The 17,945-nt window shown below is 47.9% G+C and carries 14 protein-coding genes; 13 read left to right on the forward strand and 1 reads right to left on the reverse strand.

Annotated elements, in window-relative coordinates; all coding sequences use genetic code 11:
- The first annotated feature begins 185 nt into the window (after nucleotides 1–185).
- From N8M93_RS11215 to N8M93_RS11230, 4 genes are read left to right on the forward strand one after another with little or no spacing between them, the layout of a single operon-like run.
- A complete protein-coding gene (locus tag N8M93_RS11215; RefSeq protein WP_261131830.1) occupies nucleotides 186–578 on the forward strand; it encodes a thiol-disulfide oxidoreductase DCC family protein in 393 nt (130 codons plus the stop codon).
- Nucleotides 579–599: 21 nt separating this feature from the next.
- Entirely contained in the window at nucleotides 600–1,520 is a 921-nt protein-coding gene (locus tag N8M93_RS11220; protein ID WP_261131831.1) for a DoxX-like family protein, read from the forward strand.
- Nucleotides 1,517–2,197, forward strand: a complete 681-nt coding sequence (locus N8M93_RS11225; protein ID WP_261131832.1) for a DUF4166 domain-containing protein — start codon at nucleotides 1,517–1,519, stop codon at nucleotides 2,195–2,197. The genes N8M93_RS11220 and N8M93_RS11225 overlap by 4 nt, the downstream gene beginning before the upstream one ends.
- A 9-nt stretch (nucleotides 2,198–2,206) precedes the next feature.
- The gene (locus N8M93_RS11230) at nucleotides 2,207–3,874 is read left to right on the forward strand and encodes a YndJ family protein (RefSeq protein WP_261131833.1); all 1,668 of its coding nucleotides are present in this window, start codon (nucleotides 2,207–2,209) and stop codon (nucleotides 3,872–3,874) included.
- Nucleotides 3,875–3,876: 2 nt separating this feature from the next.
- On the opposite strand, the gene N8M93_RS11235 is transcribed toward N8M93_RS11230, so the two are convergent.
- Nucleotides 3,877–4,758: a LysR family transcriptional regulator gene (locus N8M93_RS11235; RefSeq protein ID WP_261131834.1), complete on the reverse strand. Its 882-nt coding sequence runs from the start codon at nucleotides 4,756–4,758 to the stop codon at nucleotides 3,877–3,879.
- A 274-nt stretch (nucleotides 4,759–5,032) separates the two neighbouring features.
- On the opposite strand from N8M93_RS11235, the gene N8M93_RS11240 reads away from it, so the two are divergent.
- The 9 genes from N8M93_RS11240 (at nucleotide 5,033) to N8M93_RS11280 (ending at nucleotide 17,493) form a co-directional block, all read left to right on the forward strand.
- Nucleotides 5,033–7,210: a malate synthase G gene (locus tag N8M93_RS11240; protein ID WP_261131835.1), complete on the forward strand. Its 2,178-nt coding sequence runs from the start codon at nucleotides 5,033–5,035 to the stop codon at nucleotides 7,208–7,210.
- Between the two features lie 348 nt (nucleotides 7,211–7,558).
- Nucleotides 7,559–8,851: an FAD-binding oxidoreductase gene (locus N8M93_RS11245; protein WP_261131837.1), complete on the forward strand. Its 1,293-nt coding sequence runs from the start codon at nucleotides 7,559–7,561 to the stop codon at nucleotides 8,849–8,851.
- Nucleotide 8,852: 1 nt separating this feature from the next.
- Nucleotides 8,853–10,256 (forward strand): (Fe-S)-binding protein, encoded by a 1,404-nt coding sequence (locus N8M93_RS11250; protein ID WP_261131838.1) that lies wholly within the window; start codon nucleotides 8,853–8,855, stop codon nucleotides 10,254–10,256.
- A gap of 6 nt (nucleotides 10,257–10,262) precedes the next feature.
- Nucleotides 10,263–11,708, forward strand: a complete 1,446-nt coding sequence (locus N8M93_RS11255; RefSeq protein WP_261131839.1) for an FAD-binding oxidoreductase — start codon at nucleotides 10,263–10,265, stop codon at nucleotides 11,706–11,708.
- A 22-nt stretch (nucleotides 11,709–11,730) separates the two neighbouring features.
- On the forward strand, nucleotides 11,731–12,507 hold the full coding sequence (locus N8M93_RS11260) for a fumarylacetoacetate hydrolase family protein (protein ID WP_261131841.1): 777 nt from the start codon (nucleotides 11,731–11,733) through the stop codon (nucleotides 12,505–12,507).
- A 55-nt stretch (nucleotides 12,508–12,562) separates the two neighbouring features.
- Entirely contained in the window at nucleotides 12,563–14,350 is a 1,788-nt protein-coding gene (locus tag N8M93_RS11265) for an L-lactate permease (protein ID WP_261131844.1), read from the forward strand.
- A 267-nt stretch (nucleotides 14,351–14,617) separates the two neighbouring features.
- Entirely contained in the window at nucleotides 14,618–15,361 is a 744-nt protein-coding gene (locus tag N8M93_RS11270) for a (Fe-S)-binding protein (RefSeq protein WP_261131846.1), read from the forward strand.
- Entirely contained in the window at nucleotides 15,351–16,820 is a 1,470-nt protein-coding gene (locus N8M93_RS11275) for a LutB/LldF family L-lactate oxidation iron-sulfur protein (protein WP_261131847.1), read from the forward strand. Before N8M93_RS11270 ends, N8M93_RS11275 begins: the two co-directional genes overlap by 11 nt.
- Nucleotides 16,777–17,493 carry a lactate utilization protein C gene (locus N8M93_RS11280; protein WP_261131850.1) on the forward strand — a complete coding sequence of 239 codons (717 nt, stop codon included), beginning with the start codon at nucleotides 16,777–16,779 and terminating at the stop codon, nucleotides 17,491–17,493. The genes N8M93_RS11275 and N8M93_RS11280 overlap by 44 nt, the downstream gene beginning before the upstream one ends.
- The last annotated feature ends 452 nt before the right edge of the window (nucleotides 17,494–17,945 follow it).

A 17,945-nucleotide genomic window follows, 5' to 3' on the forward strand; every position in this document is an offset into this window, starting at 1 on the left:
TGTTCAAAAACGCGAATTAGGATTGTTAGCGGACACCAGAGCCGTTATCTGTGAACAAATCAGCTGAAATTCCCCGTTTCGAACGAAATAAGGTCTCCTGTGTCCGTTAGCGGAGGAACACCCCTGAGTCTTACCCTCTACACCCCGTTAAATGGTATAATTACCCTATAAGGAGGGTGATTTTCATGAGCAAAATCCTCTTATTCGATGGCGAGTGCAATTTGTGCAACGGGATCGTCCAATTCGTGATCAAACGAGATCCGAAAGCACACTTCAAATTCGCTGCATTGCAAAGTGAAACGGGCCAGAGGCTTTTAAACGAATACAACTTACCGCACACGTTCGATAGCTTCATCTTGATCGAAGACGGAAAAGCGTATCAAAAATCAAGCGCGGGACTCCGTGTCACGAGGCACCTGAGCGGAGCATGGCGTGTTTTCACCATTTTTAAAATTATTCCGACCCCTGTACGGGATGTCGTCTACAATTTCACCGCGCGGAACCGGTACAATTGGTTCGGCAAACGGGATTCGTGCATGATGCCAACACCGGATATCAAAAACCGGTTCCTTGATTAGCAGTCAAAAGGGTGTGATCTATTGAACAAAAATAAACCGATCTATGTGGAGTCGACCATCAACACCGGTATGGAGCGGATCTGGCAGGCAACCCAGGATCCGAAACAGCATGAACAATGGGACTTGCGCTTCACTGACATTACATATCTACCGAAAAAGCATGAGGATGAACCTCAGCGATTCGAGTACAAAACGAACATCGGCTTCGGGCTGAGTATCGCTGGGGAAGGGGAAAGCGTCGGGACGAAAGAGGATGAAGATGGCGCGCGTACCTCTTCTCTGAAGTTTTGGACAGACATGCCGATTTCACTCATTAAAAAGGGTGGAGGCTATTGGAAATACACGCCGACAAATGACGGGATCCAGTTCGTCACCTTGTATGATTACACAACCCGGTTTGGCGTGCCTGGTCAGTTGTTGGATCGTTTCGTCTTCAGACCGTTGATGGGGTGGGCGACTGCCTGGAGCTTTGACTGTCTGAAGCTTTGGCTGGAGGAAAACATCCATCCAAAGACGTCCCTGTTACGGAGTATGATGCACTGGATGATCTGCGCTGTACTGGCTGTCGTCTGGATTTATCAGGGGCTTGTCCCGAAGCTTCTGTTCCCGGATTCAGGTGAATTGGCGATTCTTCAAAAGTCCGGCTTGTTCGTCGGTTTTGAGGAAACGGTACTGCTGGCGATCGGGATCACGGAAATCGCCTTCGGATTCATCTTCTTACTTCCTGTCAAAAAGAAAAAATTATTCTACATAAATGTTGTCGTGTTGCTAGGGTTGTTGGTTGGTGCGATTTTCAGCAACCCGGAAATCCTTGTAGCGCCCTTCAATCCGATATCGCTGACACTTGCCATGGCAGGCTTATCGATCATTGGAATTCTCAACAGCCGAGGAATTCCATCAGCGACAAACTGCAAACGGAAAATGCGTGGTGACGAATCTTGAGTTCAATCTATGAAAAAGCGCTGGGAGTGGACTTTCAACGGCTTCATCCAAAGCTCCAGGAAAAATTCCGCCTTTCGAGTGACGAGGATCGAGCACTCATCTGCACCGGAACGATGGAGGAGATTTCAGGCGGGCGCTGGTTCATGCGTCCATTCATCAAGTACGGGATCAAGGAAAACATCACCTTCCCTGAACGAGGCACCGGGATTCCTTTTAAACTTGAAAAATACGCATATAAAGACCCTTATGGGCGCGAAACGGTCGCCTGGATCAGGACGTTTCATTTTAAAAATGCAGATCGGCGCTTTGATGCGACAATGGTTTATAGCGAAAAGACCAGGGGGATCATCGATTATCTCGGGAATCGGCAGGCTTCTCCAGTCGGAATCGACATCACTGTTTCAGAAGCAGGCGGAATAAAGATGAAATCGACCTACCAATTTTTCCACCTTGGCGGAAAAAGGATTACTATCCCGTCCCGATTGATTGGCCAGGCGACCGTTAACGAAGAGTTTGATGAAAAAAACGATTGGTTTTCAATTGATGTTTCCGTGAAAAACGTTATGTTCGGGACAATTTTCAGGTACAAAGGGAACTTCCGCATGGAGGTTGTCCCGATGCCTCCTGGACAACTCCCGGGGTATGCATTTCCGCAAAAGTATGATGCAAGAGAGTAGGTTTTTAATGTGAAAAAGAAATCCATGATGAACGTGGGGATCGGTTTCATCCTTTGGATTGTATCCCTGTTTACAATCGAGCTCAACTTGATTGAACAGCTTCTATTGTTTGCAATTTATGTGACTGTTCCGCTGACGTTCGCCCTGACCGAAACTGTGAAACGTGATGGCACGCTTTTTAAAACGTATCGAGCCGCATTCCATCTCCAGCTACCGATGGCGGTACTAGCGGGGTTATCATTCAGTCTGGACCCTGGCGTCACTGCAGGGTTTCTTTCTATTGGTTGGCTTCTTTTTTCGATTCTTGTATTCTTGTATGGTGCTGCACGTTTCAGCGCAAGAGGGACCCAACCGCTGGAGGAACTTTCCGTCGATATCGGCTTGATCTACTTCCTCCTTGGCGGTGTTTGGTTCACCATCAGCCGTTTCGGGCTTGAAGTCATGGATTTCAGCATGACGATCATCCAACTGACGGCAATCCACTTTCATTTTTCAGCTTTTGTCCTGCCGATTTTCAACGGGATGCTTGGACGTTTTATTGCCGGAGAACAACACGAGCTCTCTAAAACTTACAAACTAGCGACTTACGGTATCCTCGCTGGTCCGATTCTGATCGCGATCGGCATTACATACTCAAGGATTTTTGAATTTCTTTCAGTCGGAATTTTCGTCATCGCACTTATTTTGTATTGCATTCTGATTTTTACTCATGTCATCCCTAAAATCAGCTGGTTGCCGCGGATTTTGCTTTTCCTATCTACCTTTGCATTGATTCTGACGTTGGCATTCTCTTTTATTTATGGTTTCAGCAGAGCATTGGGTAAGGTGATCATTCCGATTCCGGATATGGTCTTCTTTCATGGGATCGGAAATGCGTTCATCGTTGTGTTTTGTGGCATTGTCGGTTGGTTCCTTAACACGCCTAAACCGCAGCACGATCATTACGGAATCCCATTCAGTAAAATCCATAGCGGTTTTTATACGGGAGCTGATTTTTTCGAGCGGAACAACCTGGTCGATCCGACCCGTAACCGCAACAGCTTGATTGACACGATGAGCGACTATGACCGCACAGGTTTCAGCACAGAAAAGCTTCATCCTGAGATTGTGTCATTTTATGAAAATACGCTTAACTACGATCTCGATTCCCATACGGAATGGCAGCCGGGATTCATCACGATTTCCAAGCTCTATAAAGCGATCAGCAGACGGATCGGCCAGATCAACCTCCCGCTTAACGGGACAGATCATATTCGGATGACGGGTAAAATCATCCCTGTTCAATCAAACAGTGATGGACGAGAAAATGTACGGGCGTGGATTCGGACGACAGAGGATGGTGAACCGATTTTTGCAGCGGCGTACTCTTCCCATATGCATGAAGGGGAGCGGTATATGAATATTGGGATGCCGCTTTTATTCGGGAACATGACGGGTATTTTGAAGATGGATCTTATTGGAGAAGCAGGCTTGAGGCTTGCCAGTTTTACAAAGCGTCGAACAGGCAACGAAGGTATTTATTATCATTGCCCGTGGTTCACGCTAAAACTGCCGATCGATGAGCATTTCCACGTCTGGTTTGATGAGGGAGCAAATACGTTGAGGGCGAATCATCACATGAGTTTCTTTGGAAAACCGTTTTTGAAAATCGAGTATGAAATCTCTAAAATACACTGAATTCAAGGCAGAAATCCTTTGGACATTTCGATGAATTCCCTGACAGCGAAAGGGAGGTATTTGTTCGTTTTCCACAAAAGTCCTAGCTCGAGACTTAGGCTGGAATTCGCCAACGGTATGGCGCGGATCTCTGGGTGAAGGTTAGAGTTTCCGATTTTACTCGGTAACAGGGCTACACCCAATTTTGCCTCCACCATTTCTATCATGAAATCCTTTTGCGAGCTTTGGCACACGACGTTTGGGGTGAAGCCGTTTCTGGAACATTCCTCAAGAATACGGTCATGAAGAGTGAAGTCCTGACGGTATAGGATGAAGGGTTCGCCTTTAAGCGCTGTAATTTCGACCTCATTTTCCATGGCTAATGGATGATCGTTATGTACAATGAGCATCAACGGATCATTGATCAATCTCACCATTTCGAAATTCGCTTTATTCTCCGGCAGATTACAGACTAATCCAATATCGAGTGAACCTTCTTCAACCCCTTGTTTGATACTTTTCGAACCGACTTCATTCAATGAAAGATCAACATGGGCATACGTTTCTTTAAATTGACTGATCAGCTTGGAAAAAAAGGCAGCACCGATGATCGGAGGAATTCCGATCCTGATTTCCCCTTTTTTCAGATCCATGATATCTGTGAGCTCTGAAGTCAGGTTGTTGAAGGCCTGGAGAACATTCTTCGTATTGATGAGTACAGCTTTACCTGCGTCCGTCAATTCCAATTCTTTGGACCGGTAAAATAAAGACACGCCTAATTCTTCCTCTAGTTGTTTGATAGCTTTACTGATCGAGGGCTGGGAAACGTGTAAAGTGGCTGCAGCCTTCGTGAAACTTAAATGTCTAGCAACCTCTGAAAAATATTCGAGATGGCGGATGTCCATCAGGATCCACTCCTTACTCTTTAATAGTTTTCGATCATTACTATGAAAGTGTTATCAATCCCTCTATCAAATACGTTCTATTACCAACGAAACTTTTAATTTACAGCTTATAAAAAGTCTATTATAACTAAAATGCATAATCAACATTCTAAATATATATTATGGATATGAATCATTTTATTATAAGATAGTATGTGTGAATAGTTTATAAATTCTGAACATTAAAAAGAAAAAACTTACATGCGCAGTCAACCATTCAATAGGAGGAATTCATATGTCGGACTATGTAAAAGTGGGAAACCTTCAAGTTGCCCAGGTCTTATACGATTTTATCAATTCCGAAGCGATACCGGACAGTGAGGTGTCAGCTGATGCATTTTGGTCAGGTCTCGAAAAGATCGTCGAAGAGCTTGCCCCTAAAAATAAAGCACTGCTGGAGAAACGGGAAGAACTGCAAGAGAAAATCAATGAATGGCATAAATCGAACAATGATTTCGATCTCGAAACTTATAAATCTTTCTTGAAAGAATTGAATTACCTCGAACCTGAAGCCGTAGACTTCAAGGTCACAACTGAAGATGTCGATGATGAAATCGCCACACAGCCTGGACCTCAGCTCGTGGTGCCTGTCAACAATGCGCGCTATGCAATCAACGCGGCTAACGCACGGTGGGGGAGTCTGTACGATGCACTTTACGGGACGGATGCGATCAGTGAGGAAGGAGGGGCGGATAAAAAGGGATCCTACAACCCTGTACGTGGTGAAAAAGTCATTGCCTACGCACGAGAATTCCTCGATAAAACGGTTCCGCTCGCAAAAGGAGGTCATAATGACGTAACGGGTTATGCCATCGTCGGTGGTAAACTGGCTGCATCTTTAACGAGTGGGGAAACGACCGGTTTGAAGGATGATGCTCAGTTTGTCGGCTATCAGGGCAATGAAAATGAACCGGAAGCGATTCTTTTGAAAAATAACGGCATTCACTTTGAAATCCAAATCGATCGGGATCATGCAATCGGCCGGACGGACAGAGCTGGTGTGAAGGATGTTTTCGTCGAATCCGCGTTGACGACGATCATGGACTTCGAAGACTCTGTGACGGCAGTAGATGCGGAAGACAAAGTACTCGTCTATAAAAACTATCTAGGTCTTATCAAAGGGGATCTATCCAGCTCCTTTACGAAAGGGCTGAAAACGGTCGACCGAACATTGAATCCTGACCGTGAATATACGTCGCCTGATGGAAAGACGTTCACTTTGCCAGGACGGTCACTCATGTTTGCGCGTAATGTCGGGCATTTGATGACGAGCCAGGCGGTTTTGGATAAGGATGGCCAGGAGGTGCCAGAAGGGATTTTGGACACCGTGGTGACTGGTCTCATCGCAAAACATGATGTACTTGGAAATTCACGCTATCAGAATTCCAAGAAAGGCTCGATCTATATCGTCAAACCGAAAATGCACGGATCCGAGGAAGTCGCTTTTGCCAATGAACTTTTTGATCGGACAGAAGATCTTGTCGGCGTAAAACGAAACACGTTGAAGATCGGTGTGATGGATGAAGAACGACGTACGACGTTGAACTTGAAGGCTTGTATCGAGAAGGTGAAAGAGCGGATCGTTTTCATCAATACTGGTTTCTTGGACCGAACGGGCGATGAAATGCATACGTCCATGGAAGCGGGGCCAATGATCCGTAAACATGAGATGAAGTCATCGAAATGGTTGCAAGGGTATGAAAAATCGAATGTCCAGGTCGGTCTGGCAACAGGATTCCAGGGTAAAGCGCAGATCGGTAAAGGAATGTGGGCGATGCCGGACTTGATGGTGGATATGATCGAGCAAAAGGGCGGTCAGTTAAAGGCTGGTGCGAATACCGCCTGGGTACCGTCGCCGACGGCTGCGACGCTCCATGCGCTTCATTATCACCAGATCGATGTGAAAAAAGTGCAAGACCAATTACTTGAATTGAAAAATGAATATCAAGATGACATTCTGCAGATTCCTGTAGCCGCAAATCCGGATTGGAGTGCAGAGGAAATCCAGGCAGAATTGGACAACAATGCGCAAGGGATCCTTGGGTATGTTGTACGCTGGGTGGAGTATGGCATCGGCTGCTCGAAGGTACCTGATATCAACAATGTTGATCTGATGGAAGACCGTGCGACATTGCGGATTTCCAGCCAGCATATGGCGAACTGGCTCCACCATGGGATTTGTACAGAGGAACAGGTTTTGGAGACGTTGAAGCGGATGGCGAAGGTCGTTGATGAACAGAATGCTGGTGATCCGGATTATAAGCCGATGTCTGAGGACTATGACAAGTCTGTCGGGTTCCAGGCTGCGTGTGACCTTGTCTTCAAAGGATATGAACAGCCGAGCGGCTATACTGAACCGATCCTTCATCGCCGTCGAATCGAAGCGAAACAGCGGATGCTGGCTCAGAAATAGTCATCTTCAGAAAGCATAAGACCATTAACTCACGTGCAGTTAGTGGTCTTTTCTATAAAGGACAGTATGTTTGAGGACATTAACGGACATGAAAGGCGCAAAATGATGAGCTCTGGAAAACTAACGGACATGAGGGACGCTATTTGTGCCAAAACGGTATGATTCGGAAAATTAACGGACATGAGAGACGCTATTTGTCTCTTTCACCGTGATTTTCGGCCGGTTTTTACTAAATAAGGTCCTGGTGTCCGTTAGATCTTAAAAACATCGGAAATTGAAGCGAATAAGGTCTCTGGTGTCCGTTAAAGATGGAAAATCCAGAAAATCACTCTAAAAGGGGTGGATCGTGTGGAATTGAAAGAGGTCAGTGGTGACCAACTGGTTTTATCGAAAAAATACGGTAATACAGGTTTATCAGTCGTCAGCCCACAAAGTGAAGAAGAAATCCAACAGGTGCTGCGTACTGCCAATAAAGAAGGAAAAAATGTCGCGGTGATGGGAAACGGGACGAAACGCGGTTATGGCGGCGTGAAGGAAGAATACGATTTCGTCCTCTCACTGGCGTATTATAAAGGAATCGTCGAACATACTGTTGGCGATATGACAGTGACGGTACGACCGGGTACGACGATTGCAGAACTTCAGGATTACCTCCATAAGCATGATCAGATGGCTGCGATCGATCCGAGTTGGCCCGAACAGGCAACGATCGGTGGTGTGATTTCGGCAAATGAAAGCGGTCCCAAGCGTCTCAAGTATGGTTCAGCAAGGGATCTGGTCATCGGTATGAGGGTCGTTTATGCTGACGGGAGCGTCATCCGTACAGGCGGGAAGGTCGTGAAAAATGTCGCCGGTTACGATATGAACAAACTGTTCATCGGTGCGATGGGGACTTTGGGTGTCATCTCGGAAATCACTATGAAATTGCGGCCGGTTCCGAAGCACGAAAGCCTTGTCCTTTTATCAATGGAAGAAGATCGTTTGGACGAACTGAAAACGTTCATTGTGAAGCTGCAGGACTCGATGATCGAACCGGTATCCCTTGAACTTGTGGTACCCTCCCTGGCGGAAAAATTGCTCGATCGCAAGGAGTATACCCTGCTGATCACGTTTGAAGATGTGGAAAAAGCGGTTCATTATCAGGAGGAATGGGTGGCGACGAACAAACCCGAAGCGGCGATCCAATCCGTATTATCACAAAAGGAGTCGAGAGAGTTTTGGAACAGATTTTCGAACCTCCAGCCGAATGCCCTCAGAGTTGATCACCGGGAAGACCGGGTGAAGGCTGTTGTGAAAATCAGCAGCAAAAACATGGAGGTATTCGATATCCTCAAGGAATGCCAGAAATTGCATCAAAACAACGGCATAGAAGTAGAAGCACATGGCGGCCTCGGCCACGGATTGAGTTTTGTGATGCTCAGCGGTTCAGCCGACGAGATCAAAGATACAATCAATCAGCTGCGAGACTTCGTCAGCACGAAAAATGGCTATGCAGTCGTGAAGCATCTGCCTCTCGAACTTCGAAAGGCAATTGATATCTGGGGCGATAAGCCATCGTACTTCTTCCTATTCGAAGGTATCAAACGGAAAATCGATCCCGAAAACACCTTGAATCACATGCGTTTTATAGGAGGGATATGAAATGGCTGTAGAAGTGAAGGAGCAGCATCAGCAAGTTGACCCGCCTTGCAGTTCTTCCAACAGTTTAAGCAACTATTTGTGGAATGATCATCCGGACGAGGAAAAGTGGGCGGACTGTGTCCATTGCGGGATGTGTCTTGAATCGTGTCCGACGTATCTTGAAACCGGGCAGGAGCAGCATTCACCCCGTGGACGCGTCCATCTGATCAAATCGGTGGCGGAAGGAAAGCTCGAAGTGAATGAACAATTCATGGACCCTGTATTCCAGTGCCTCGATTGCCGTGCTTGTACAACTGCTTGCCCGGCTGACGTCGATGTCGGGGGCTTGATTGAGGAAGCTCGGGGACAGATTCGTCAGGCGATGCCACTGACAGGATGGAAAGGAGCAGTAAGCAACCTGTTTTTGAAGGGGCTTTTTCCACATAAAAACCGCTTGAACGCTGTTGGAGGTCTCTTGAATTTTTACCAGAAGAGCGGGCTGCAGCAGGTCATTCGGAAAACCGGTGCCTTGAAGGTTATGCCGAAACATCTGGCCGAGATGGAATCGATCATGCCGGAAATCCAACCTTCAGTTCAGAAGAAGTACAAGGATGTCGATGTCATCCCTGCTAATGGTGAGCCGAAAGCGAGGGTCGCGATGTTGACCGGTTGCATCATGGATGTCATGTTCGCGGATATCAACCAGTCAACGATCAATGTGTTGACCTACAACGGCAATGAAGTGGTTTTACCGAAAAACCAGACGTGCTGTGGCGCGCTTCACGTTCATGCGGGTGACCGTGAGACCGGAAAAAGACTCGCAAAACAGAACATCGAGGCTTTCCAGGATGCTGATAAAGTCATCATCAATGCGGCTGGTTGCGGTTGTGCGTTGAAAGAGTATCCTGAGTTGCTGCGGAATGATCCGGAATGGAAAACGAGAGCAGAGGACTTTGCGGATAAAGTCGAGGACATATCCAAATATCTGTATGATACCGGTTATGAAAAACCGCACAGTGAGGTGAATAAGAGGATCACTTATCACGATGCGTGTCATCTTGCCCATGGACAGGGGATTCGGCATGAACCACGCCAACTCCTCAATGATATCAACGGCGTCGAATATGTCGAACAGCCGAATGCGGATACGTGCTGCGGCAGCGCGGGAATTTATAACATCACGAATCCTGAAATGGCGGGAGCGGTCCTGGAGCGGAAGATGGAGAATGTCCCGCAAGACATCGAGATGATTTCGATGGGGAACCCTGGTTGCATGCTGCAGATGGCGCTCGGTGTACAAAAATACGGAAGACGGGCGGAAATCGTCCACACGGTGCAGCTGCTCGACTGGGCTTATCAGCAGGACCTCAAGGATAGGCTTGCTCCATCCGAAGCTGATCTTGCTATTACTGCGAGGAAGGAGTGATCGCTCATGTTTTTTACAAAAAAGAAGAAGAATCCCCCACGAGATCCAGCGATTGAAAGTCTCGCAGGGATAGTCGGTGAAAAATCGGTCCTTTATAAAAAGGAAGATCTCCTCTCCTATGATTGTGATGGGTTCACGATCCATAAGGCGATGCCGAAAGCGGTCGTTTTTCCGAAGGATACAGCTGAGGTAGCAGGCGTCGTGAAGTATTGTGCGGAAAATCAACTGCCGTTCCTTGCACGAGGAGCGGGTACCGGCCTCAGTGGGGGTTCCATCCCGCTCAATGGAGAAGTGATCATCAGTCTCGTGAAAATGAAACATTTGTTGAGTGTCGATTATGAGAATCGGCAAGCCGTCGTCCAACCAGGGTTCGTCAATTTGAAGCTGACGCATTCGATTGCGGACAAAGGATATTATTATGCGCCCGATCCTTCGAGTCAGTATGTGTGTACAATCGGAGGAAATGTGGCGGAGAATGCAGGCGGAGCCCATTGCCTCAAATACGGGGTGACGACGAATCACATTTTGGGGCTTGAGGTGGTGTTACCGAATGGCGAGATCATCGAAATCAGTGAGAACGGTATCGCGGATGCTCCCGGGTATGATCTGCTCGGACTTCTTACGGGTTCGGAAGGGACGCTCGGCATCGTCACGAAAATCACGGTTCGGATCCTGAAAAATCCGGAAGGGAAACAGACGGTCCTCGCCTATTTTGATAATGTGGAAGAAGGCAGTCAGGCTGTGTCGGATATCATCTCTGCCGGAATTGTGCCGGCTGCGCTTGAAATGATGGACAAGACGGCGATTGAAGGTGTTGAGGCTGGGACGTATCCAGTCGGTCATCCGGATGACATTGAAGCATTGCTGCTCATTGAAGTTGATGGCATCACTGCGGGAATCGCCGAGCAGATTGAAGAGATCATGAGCGTGTGCAGGAAATGGAATGTTCGCGAAGTGAAGGTTGCAGAAAGTGAAGAGGAAAGGGGAAGATGGTGGGCGAACCGGAAGACCGGATTCGGTGCGATGGGTGCGATTTCTCCTGATTACCTTGTGCAAGATGGAGTGATCCCGCGTAGCAGGCTTCCGGAAGTTCTCCGTAATATCACTAAAATCAGTGAGGAATCAGGACTGAGAATCGCAAACATCTTTCATGCTGGAGATGGGAATCTCCATCCGTTGATCCTATTCGATTCAAGGATTCCAGGAGAAACAGAGAAAGCACTTCAAGCAGGATCCGCCTGTTTGAAGGCTTGTGCTGATGTCGGCGGCTCTATCACCGGTGAACATGGTGTCGGCATCGAAAAAATCGAGGAGATGCGGTTCATTTTTACCGATGAAGAATTGGAAGCACAGACCAATGTCCGTGACGTCTTCAATCCGGATGGTTTGTTGAACAGTGGGAAGCTGTTCCCGACGCCGAGCCGGTGTATGGATGTCAAAAAAGTGATGTAAATACAGCTTAGGAGTGAAGAAAATGAAGTTTGCTAGATTCAACTATAAACAACAAGTGCACTTTGGTGTTGTAATCGAGGACAGAATCAAATTAATAGAGGGAGACGTTTTTGATAGCTGGGATTATACCGGAGAAACAGTGGGAAAGGCAGATGTTGAGTTCCTGGCACCAGTGACCCCGAATAAGATTATCGGAATCGGCGCTAACTATGTCGGCAGGAAGGATGAGCTGCCTTCTTCACCGCCGGACATGCCGGTGTTCTTTTTCAAACCGGATTCATCTGTCACAGGGGCAGATACTGAAGTGATCGTACCTGAGTCCATTGATGAAATCAAATTCGAATCGGAATTGGCCGTCGTCATCGGAAAACAAATGAAAAACGTTCCGAAAGGGGAAGTGCTCGACTATATTTTCGGTTATACGATCGGAAATGATGTAACGGCTCCTCAATTTTTCCATGATAACGGGCATTGGACGCTCGGAAAGGCTTTTGATACGTTCACACCGATTGGTCCTGTCATTGAAACAGAGCTCGATCCAGACAAGATTCATGTCAAGGCGGTAGTGAATGGAGAGGAAAAACAGAACAGTCCGACAAATCTTATGATTGTGCCGTTGAGAGAGATGGTCGCTTATCTCTCAAACGTCATGACGTTGCAGCCGGGAGATGTGATTTTGACGGGAAGCCCATTAGGCGCCCACTTTGTTAAGGATGGTGATGTCGTCGAATGTAAAATTGATGAAATCGGATCATTGAAGAACACGTTCGTGAAAGCCCCTGTTCCCATCAAGTCTTGATTGTGATCGTTGAACAGGGAGGGGATGAAAAATAATAGGGTTATAGGAGGTAATTATGAGTACTGGTACTTTGGCATTATTGTCGTTATTACCGATTGCTGCCGTCGGAATTTTCCTCGTAGGGCTCAGATGGCCGGCAAGTAAAGCGATGCCGATTTCGTACTTAGTGGCGGTGGCTTTGGCTTTATTTGTCTGGAAAATTCCTGGTGCAACGGTCGCTGCTGCCTCTGTCAACGGATTGGTCGTTGCTGCTACACTCCTTTATATTATTTTCGGTGCCATTCTATTGTTGAACACGTTACAGGAAAGTGGTGGGATCAAAACCATCCGTGAAGGTTTCATCGATATCTCCCCGGACAGGCGGATCCAGGTGATCATCGTCGCCTGGCTTTTCGGTTCTTTCATTGAAGGGTCCGCTGGCTTCGGGACGCCTGCTGCGGTAGCTGTCCCGCTCCTTGTCGGACTCGGGTTCCCGGCAATGGCTGCGGTCGTAGCGGGGATGGTCATCCAAAGTACACCGGTCTCCTTCGGTGCTGTTGGAACGCCGATCCTTGTCGGGGTGCAAACAGGTTTAGTCGCGGATGCGAGCATCACGGATAACTTCCTTTCTCTCGTAACGATGATCGGCGGTAAGGTCGCTATCGTCCATGCAATAGTAGGGACACTTGTTCCATTGTTCGTCGTTGCGCTTATGACCCGCTTTTTCGGAAAAAACAAATCATTCAGAGAAGGGATCAAGGTCTGGAAGTTTGCGTTGTTTGCTGCATTTGCAATGACAGTTCCATATGTGATCGTCGCGAATGTGCTTGGTCCTGAATTTCCTGCCCTGATTGGTGGTCTTGTCGGTCTTGCAATAGTCGTTTTCGCTGCTAAAAAAGGTTTCCTCATGCCACCGAAGGAAGAGCATTGGGATTTTGAAGAAAAATCGAAGTGGGATCCTTCCTGGACTGGAAAAATAGAAATCGGGGATATCGAGCATCGAAACGGTCGGATGTCTATGGTCCGGGCATGGATGCCTTACATTCTCATCGGGTTATTCCTCGTCTTGACCAGATTGAAAGCGCTACCATTTTTAGAATGGCTACAAGCGTGGACGGTTACGTTCGAGAATATGTTCGGAACGGAGATCACTGCAAGCTTCCAGCCGCTTTATCTGCCGGGCACGATTTTTGTCCTTGTCTCATTGATCACCTTTTTCATCCATCAGATGGATTTTGGTGCCTATAGAAGGGCATGGGCTCATTCAGGTAAAACGATGATTGCTGCCTCGACTGCACTCGTTTTTACAGTGCCTATGGTTCAAGTCTTCCTCAATTCCGGCGGTGGTGCGGCTGGTTATGAAAGGATGCCGATTGTACTGGCCGATGGAGTAGCTTCACTCACTGGAGACATCTGGCCGTTGTTTGCACCTTTCATCGGTGGGCTTGGGGCGTTCATTGCAGGGAGTAATACGGTCAGTAATATGATGTTTTCTTTGTTCCAGTATGATGTAGGGACGCAAATCGGTGTTGATGCTTCCTGGATCGTTGCATTGCAAGCGGTCGGGGGTGCTGCCGGGAATATGATCTGTGTGCATAATGTCGTTGCAGCTTCTGCTGTCGTCGGACTGGTCGGAAAGGAAGGGGATGTCATCCGGAAAACACTCATTCCGTTCTTCTATTATGCGACTGCGGCTGGAGCGCTCGGATATTCGATCGTCTGGACGGCTGAAAAGGGTGTGGTGAATATCGGGACAGTCATCGTTACCGTCATCGCTGCACTTGCCATTTACACGATTGCCACGAATAAAAATAAGATGGATCTTGTCCAGGTCGATCAGAAACAGATCAAGTCAGTGAAATAATTGCAAAACCCCTTCGAGTGCAGACGGAGGGGTTTTCAATTCAATTAAAAAAAGTGTAAATACATTCTTCGTTATAAGGGCAAATGATTGCTCAGCCTACGCCTAAGACTACACTTTACAGAAAATTCGCACATATTGTTGTGGGAAGAACATGCTTCTACTATAATACAACCAAGTCTATTCAATCGCTTTTTAAACGAGAGTCTGATGTCGAAGTAAGTTTAACAGAAGTTTTATATAAGAAAGATAGGTAGGAGGGGACACTATATGAAAGTTTCCTTATTCATCACTTGTTTAGCAGATTTGTTTTATCCGGAGGTCGGGATGGATACCGTCGAACTGCTTGAAAAGTCCGGTTGTGACGTTGATTTTCCTGAACGACAGACATGCTGTGGCCAGCCGGCCTTCAACAGCGGTTATCACCAGGAGGCGAAACAATCGGCCAAGCATATGATCCGGGTATTCCAGAATGCCGACTATGTGGTCACGCCTTCGGGCTCATGTGCAACGATGTTCAAGGAATATGTCCATCTTTTTGATGATGATCTATGGGCATCACACGCTTCGAAACTAGCGGATAAAACGTTTGAGCTGGCCCAATTTTTGATAGAGGTCCTTGATGTTGAGGATGTCGGTGCAAAACTACCAGCAAAGGCCACCTACCATACGTCCTGTCATATGACGAGATTGCTAGGGGTTTCCGATGCGCCTGGAAAACTATTAAGTCAGGTGGAAGGACTGGAGATGCTACCGTTGCCGAACTGTCATGATTGCTGTGGCTTCGGTGGGACGTTTTCAGTAAAAATGCCGGAAATCTCAAAAGAAATGGTCGATGACAAGGTTGAAAATATCAAGAAGAGCGGCGCGGACATCTTAATAGGATCGGATTGTGGCTGTTTGATGAATATCAGCGGCAGGTTGTCGAGAGAAGAATCCCCTGTAAAAGTGCTTCATATCGCACAAGTGTTGAACGGGAAATCTGTGGATCGAGGTGAATCGGATGGGCATTAAGATTGGAGACCGGAAATTTCCGGAGCGTGTGAACACAGGATTGGGGAATACTTTTATGCGCGGTGCTGTCCAATCGGCCCAGGGCAGGCTGCGGGATGGACGATTGAATGCTGCTGAAGAGCTTGGTGACTGGGAAGAATGGCGGAACCTCGGTGAAGAGATTCGGAAGCATACACTCGAAAACCTCGATTATTATCTTGAGCAGTTGAGTGAAAATGTGGCCAGACAGGGTGGGCATGTCTATTTTGCCGAAACGGCTGAAGACGCCAACCGGTACATAAAAGAGGTGATCCAAAAGAAAAACGCTAAAAAGGCGATCAAGTCCAAATCGATGGTAACCGAAGAAATCGGTATGAACGAGGCGTTGGAAGAAGCGGGTTGTGAGATTGTCGAGTCGGATCTCGGCGAGTACATCCTGCAGGTGGATGACTGGGATCCGCCGTCTCATATCGTTGCGCCCGCCCTTCATAAAAACAAGGAGCAGATCCGCGATGTTTTCAGGGATAGAAAAGGTTATTTGAAGACGGAAAAACCGGAGGAGCTCGCCCTGTTTGCACGTGAGCAGCTACGGAAGGAATTTCTGTCAGCGGATGTCGGCATCACCGGTTGTAATTTTGCGGTTGCAGAGTCTGGATCGGTCAGTTTGGTTACGAATGAAGGGAATGCGCGATTGGTCTCAGCGCTTCCGAAAACCCAGATAACGGTGATGGGCATGGAACGGATCGTGCCGACCTGGGAAGAGCTTGATGTACTCGTCAGTCTGTTGTGCAGGAGTGCGGTCGGACAGAAGCTGACAAGCTATGTCACAGGTTTGACGGGAGTAAGAGGCGAGAATGAAGTTGATGGACCAGAGGAGCTGCATCTCGTCATTATCGACAATGGCCGTTCGAAGATCCTCGGGACTGAATTTCAGGAAGCGTTGCATTGCATCCGATGCGCTGCTTGTATCAATGTTTGTCCGGTTTATCGGCATATAGGCGGACATTCGTATGGTTCCATCTACCCGGGCCCGATCGGCGCGGTCCTGACACCGCTTCTGGATGGCTATGAGGATCATAAAGAATTGCCATACGCCTCGACACTATGCGCAGCGTGTACAGAAGCATGTCCTGTCAATATCCCGCTTCACGATCTATTGAACAAACACCGGAAAAAGATTGTTGAAGAAGAAGGATCCGTTCCATGGTCAGAACGGACGGCGATGAAAGTGTTTAAAGCAGGGACGACTTCAACAGCTTTGTATAAAATCGGGACGAAAGCAGCACCGATGTTCATGACGCCTTTTGTAACCGGCGGAAAGATCGCTACCGGTCCAGGTGCCTTGAAAGGATGGACGGCAAGCAGGGATTTTCCTGCTCTGAAAAAGGAACGCTTCCGGGACTGGTACAAGAAGCGTGGGAAGGATGGTGCATCAAATGACAGCAGGATCGATCCAAAATCGCGAAACCTTTCTCAATAATGTAGCGAAAAACCTAGGCAGGGGGCGGATAAACGGTGATGTTGCGAAGCCTGAGTGGCAACACCGGCCCCAGTGGAGGGTGATGGACTCCTTTAATCAGGATGACCTTCTTGAGGTGATGAAGGTCCAATGCACGAAGATCCATACAGACCTTGTCGAAACCACTATTGCCAATCTATCAACTGCGCTTGCCGATGTCGTCGAACAATACGGAAGTAAATCGATCATTTCGTGGGATGATCCCCGTTTCAAGGAATACGGTTTGGATGGCTATTTGAATCGGGAGGATGTTCCTTTCAGTTTTCATGAGTGGAATACCGAAGCGGGGCGGAAAAACATCGATCTGGCTGAGCAAGCAGATCTCGGAATCACGTTCAGCGATGTGACCCTCGCTGAATCCGGTACAGTCGTCCTGTTCAGTGACGAAGGGAAAGGAAGGGCAGTGAGTCTGCTCCCAACCGCCTATATCGCGATTGTACCGAAAAGTACCATCGTTCCACGGATGTCGCAGGCCACACGCCTGATTCATGAAAAAGCGGAGAGCGGAGAGCGCTTCCCCACTTGTATTAACTTCATTTCTGGACCGAGCAATAGTGCCGATATCGAAATGAGCCTCGTTGTTGGCGTCCACGGCCCGATCAAAGCGACGTATATCGTTGTGACGGACCGGTAAGCGGTGGAAAGCGGGTCTTGATTTGGCCAGGAGCAGTAGTTTTGAGCAGCAAACTGTCCCAAGACGAGGCGTTACGGGACAGGAGGCGGAGAATAAACCGAGGAGCTGTCCCGAAACGGGGCGTTACGAGACAGGAGCCGGAGAAAAAAGCGAAGAGCTGTCCCGAGACGAGGCGTTACGGGACAGGAGGCGGAGAAACAACCGAGGAGCTGTCCCGAAACGGGGCGTTACGAGACAGGAGGCGGAGAAAAAACCGAGGAGCTGTCCCGAGACGAGGCGTTACGGGACAGGAGGCGGAGAAAAAACCGAAGATTTGTCCCGAAACAAGGCGTTACGGGACAGGAGCCGGAGAAAAAAGCGAAGAGCTGTCCCGAGACGAGGCGTTACGGGACAGGAGGCGGAGAAAAAACCGAGGAGCTGTCCCGAGACGAGGCGTTACGGGACAGGAGGCG

Source organism: Bacillus sp. Marseille-Q3570, assembly GCF_946151055.1.
Classification (GTDB): Bacteria; Bacillota; Bacilli; order Bacillales; family Fictibacillaceae; genus Pseudalkalibacillus.

What these genes read in the sequence shown, in the direction of transcription:
- N8M93_RS11215 (WP_261131830.1), top strand. Translation starts at nt 186, where the DNA reads ATGAGCAAAATCCTCTTATTCGATGGCGAGTGCAATTTGTGCAACGGG.
- N8M93_RS11235 (WP_261131834.1), bottom strand. Translation starts at nt 4,758, where the DNA reads ATGGACATCCGCCATCTCGAATATTTTTCAGAGGTTGCTAGACATTTA.
- N8M93_RS11240 (WP_261131835.1), top strand. Translation starts at nt 5,033, where the DNA reads ATGTCGGACTATGTAAAAGTGGGAAACCTTCAAGTTGCCCAGGTCTTA.
- N8M93_RS11250 (WP_261131838.1), top strand. Translation starts at nt 8,853, where the DNA reads ATGGCTGTAGAAGTGAAGGAGCAGCATCAGCAAGTTGACCCGCCTTGC.
- N8M93_RS11255 (WP_261131839.1), top strand. Translation starts at nt 10,263, where the DNA reads ATGTTTTTTACAAAAAAGAAGAAGAATCCCCCACGAGATCCAGCGATT.
- N8M93_RS11260 (WP_261131841.1), top strand. Translation starts at nt 11,731, where the DNA reads ATGAAGTTTGCTAGATTCAACTATAAACAACAAGTGCACTTTGGTGTT.
- N8M93_RS11265 (WP_261131844.1), top strand. Translation starts at nt 12,563, where the DNA reads ATGAGTACTGGTACTTTGGCATTATTGTCGTTATTACCGATTGCTGCC.
- N8M93_RS11270 (WP_261131846.1), top strand. Translation starts at nt 14,618, where the DNA reads ATGAAAGTTTCCTTATTCATCACTTGTTTAGCAGATTTGTTTTATCCG.
- N8M93_RS11275 (WP_261131847.1), top strand. Translation starts at nt 15,351, where the DNA reads ATGGGCATTAAGATTGGAGACCGGAAATTTCCGGAGCGTGTGAACACA.
- N8M93_RS11280 (WP_261131850.1), top strand. Translation starts at nt 16,777, where the DNA reads ATGACAGCAGGATCGATCCAAAATCGCGAAACCTTTCTCAATAATGTA.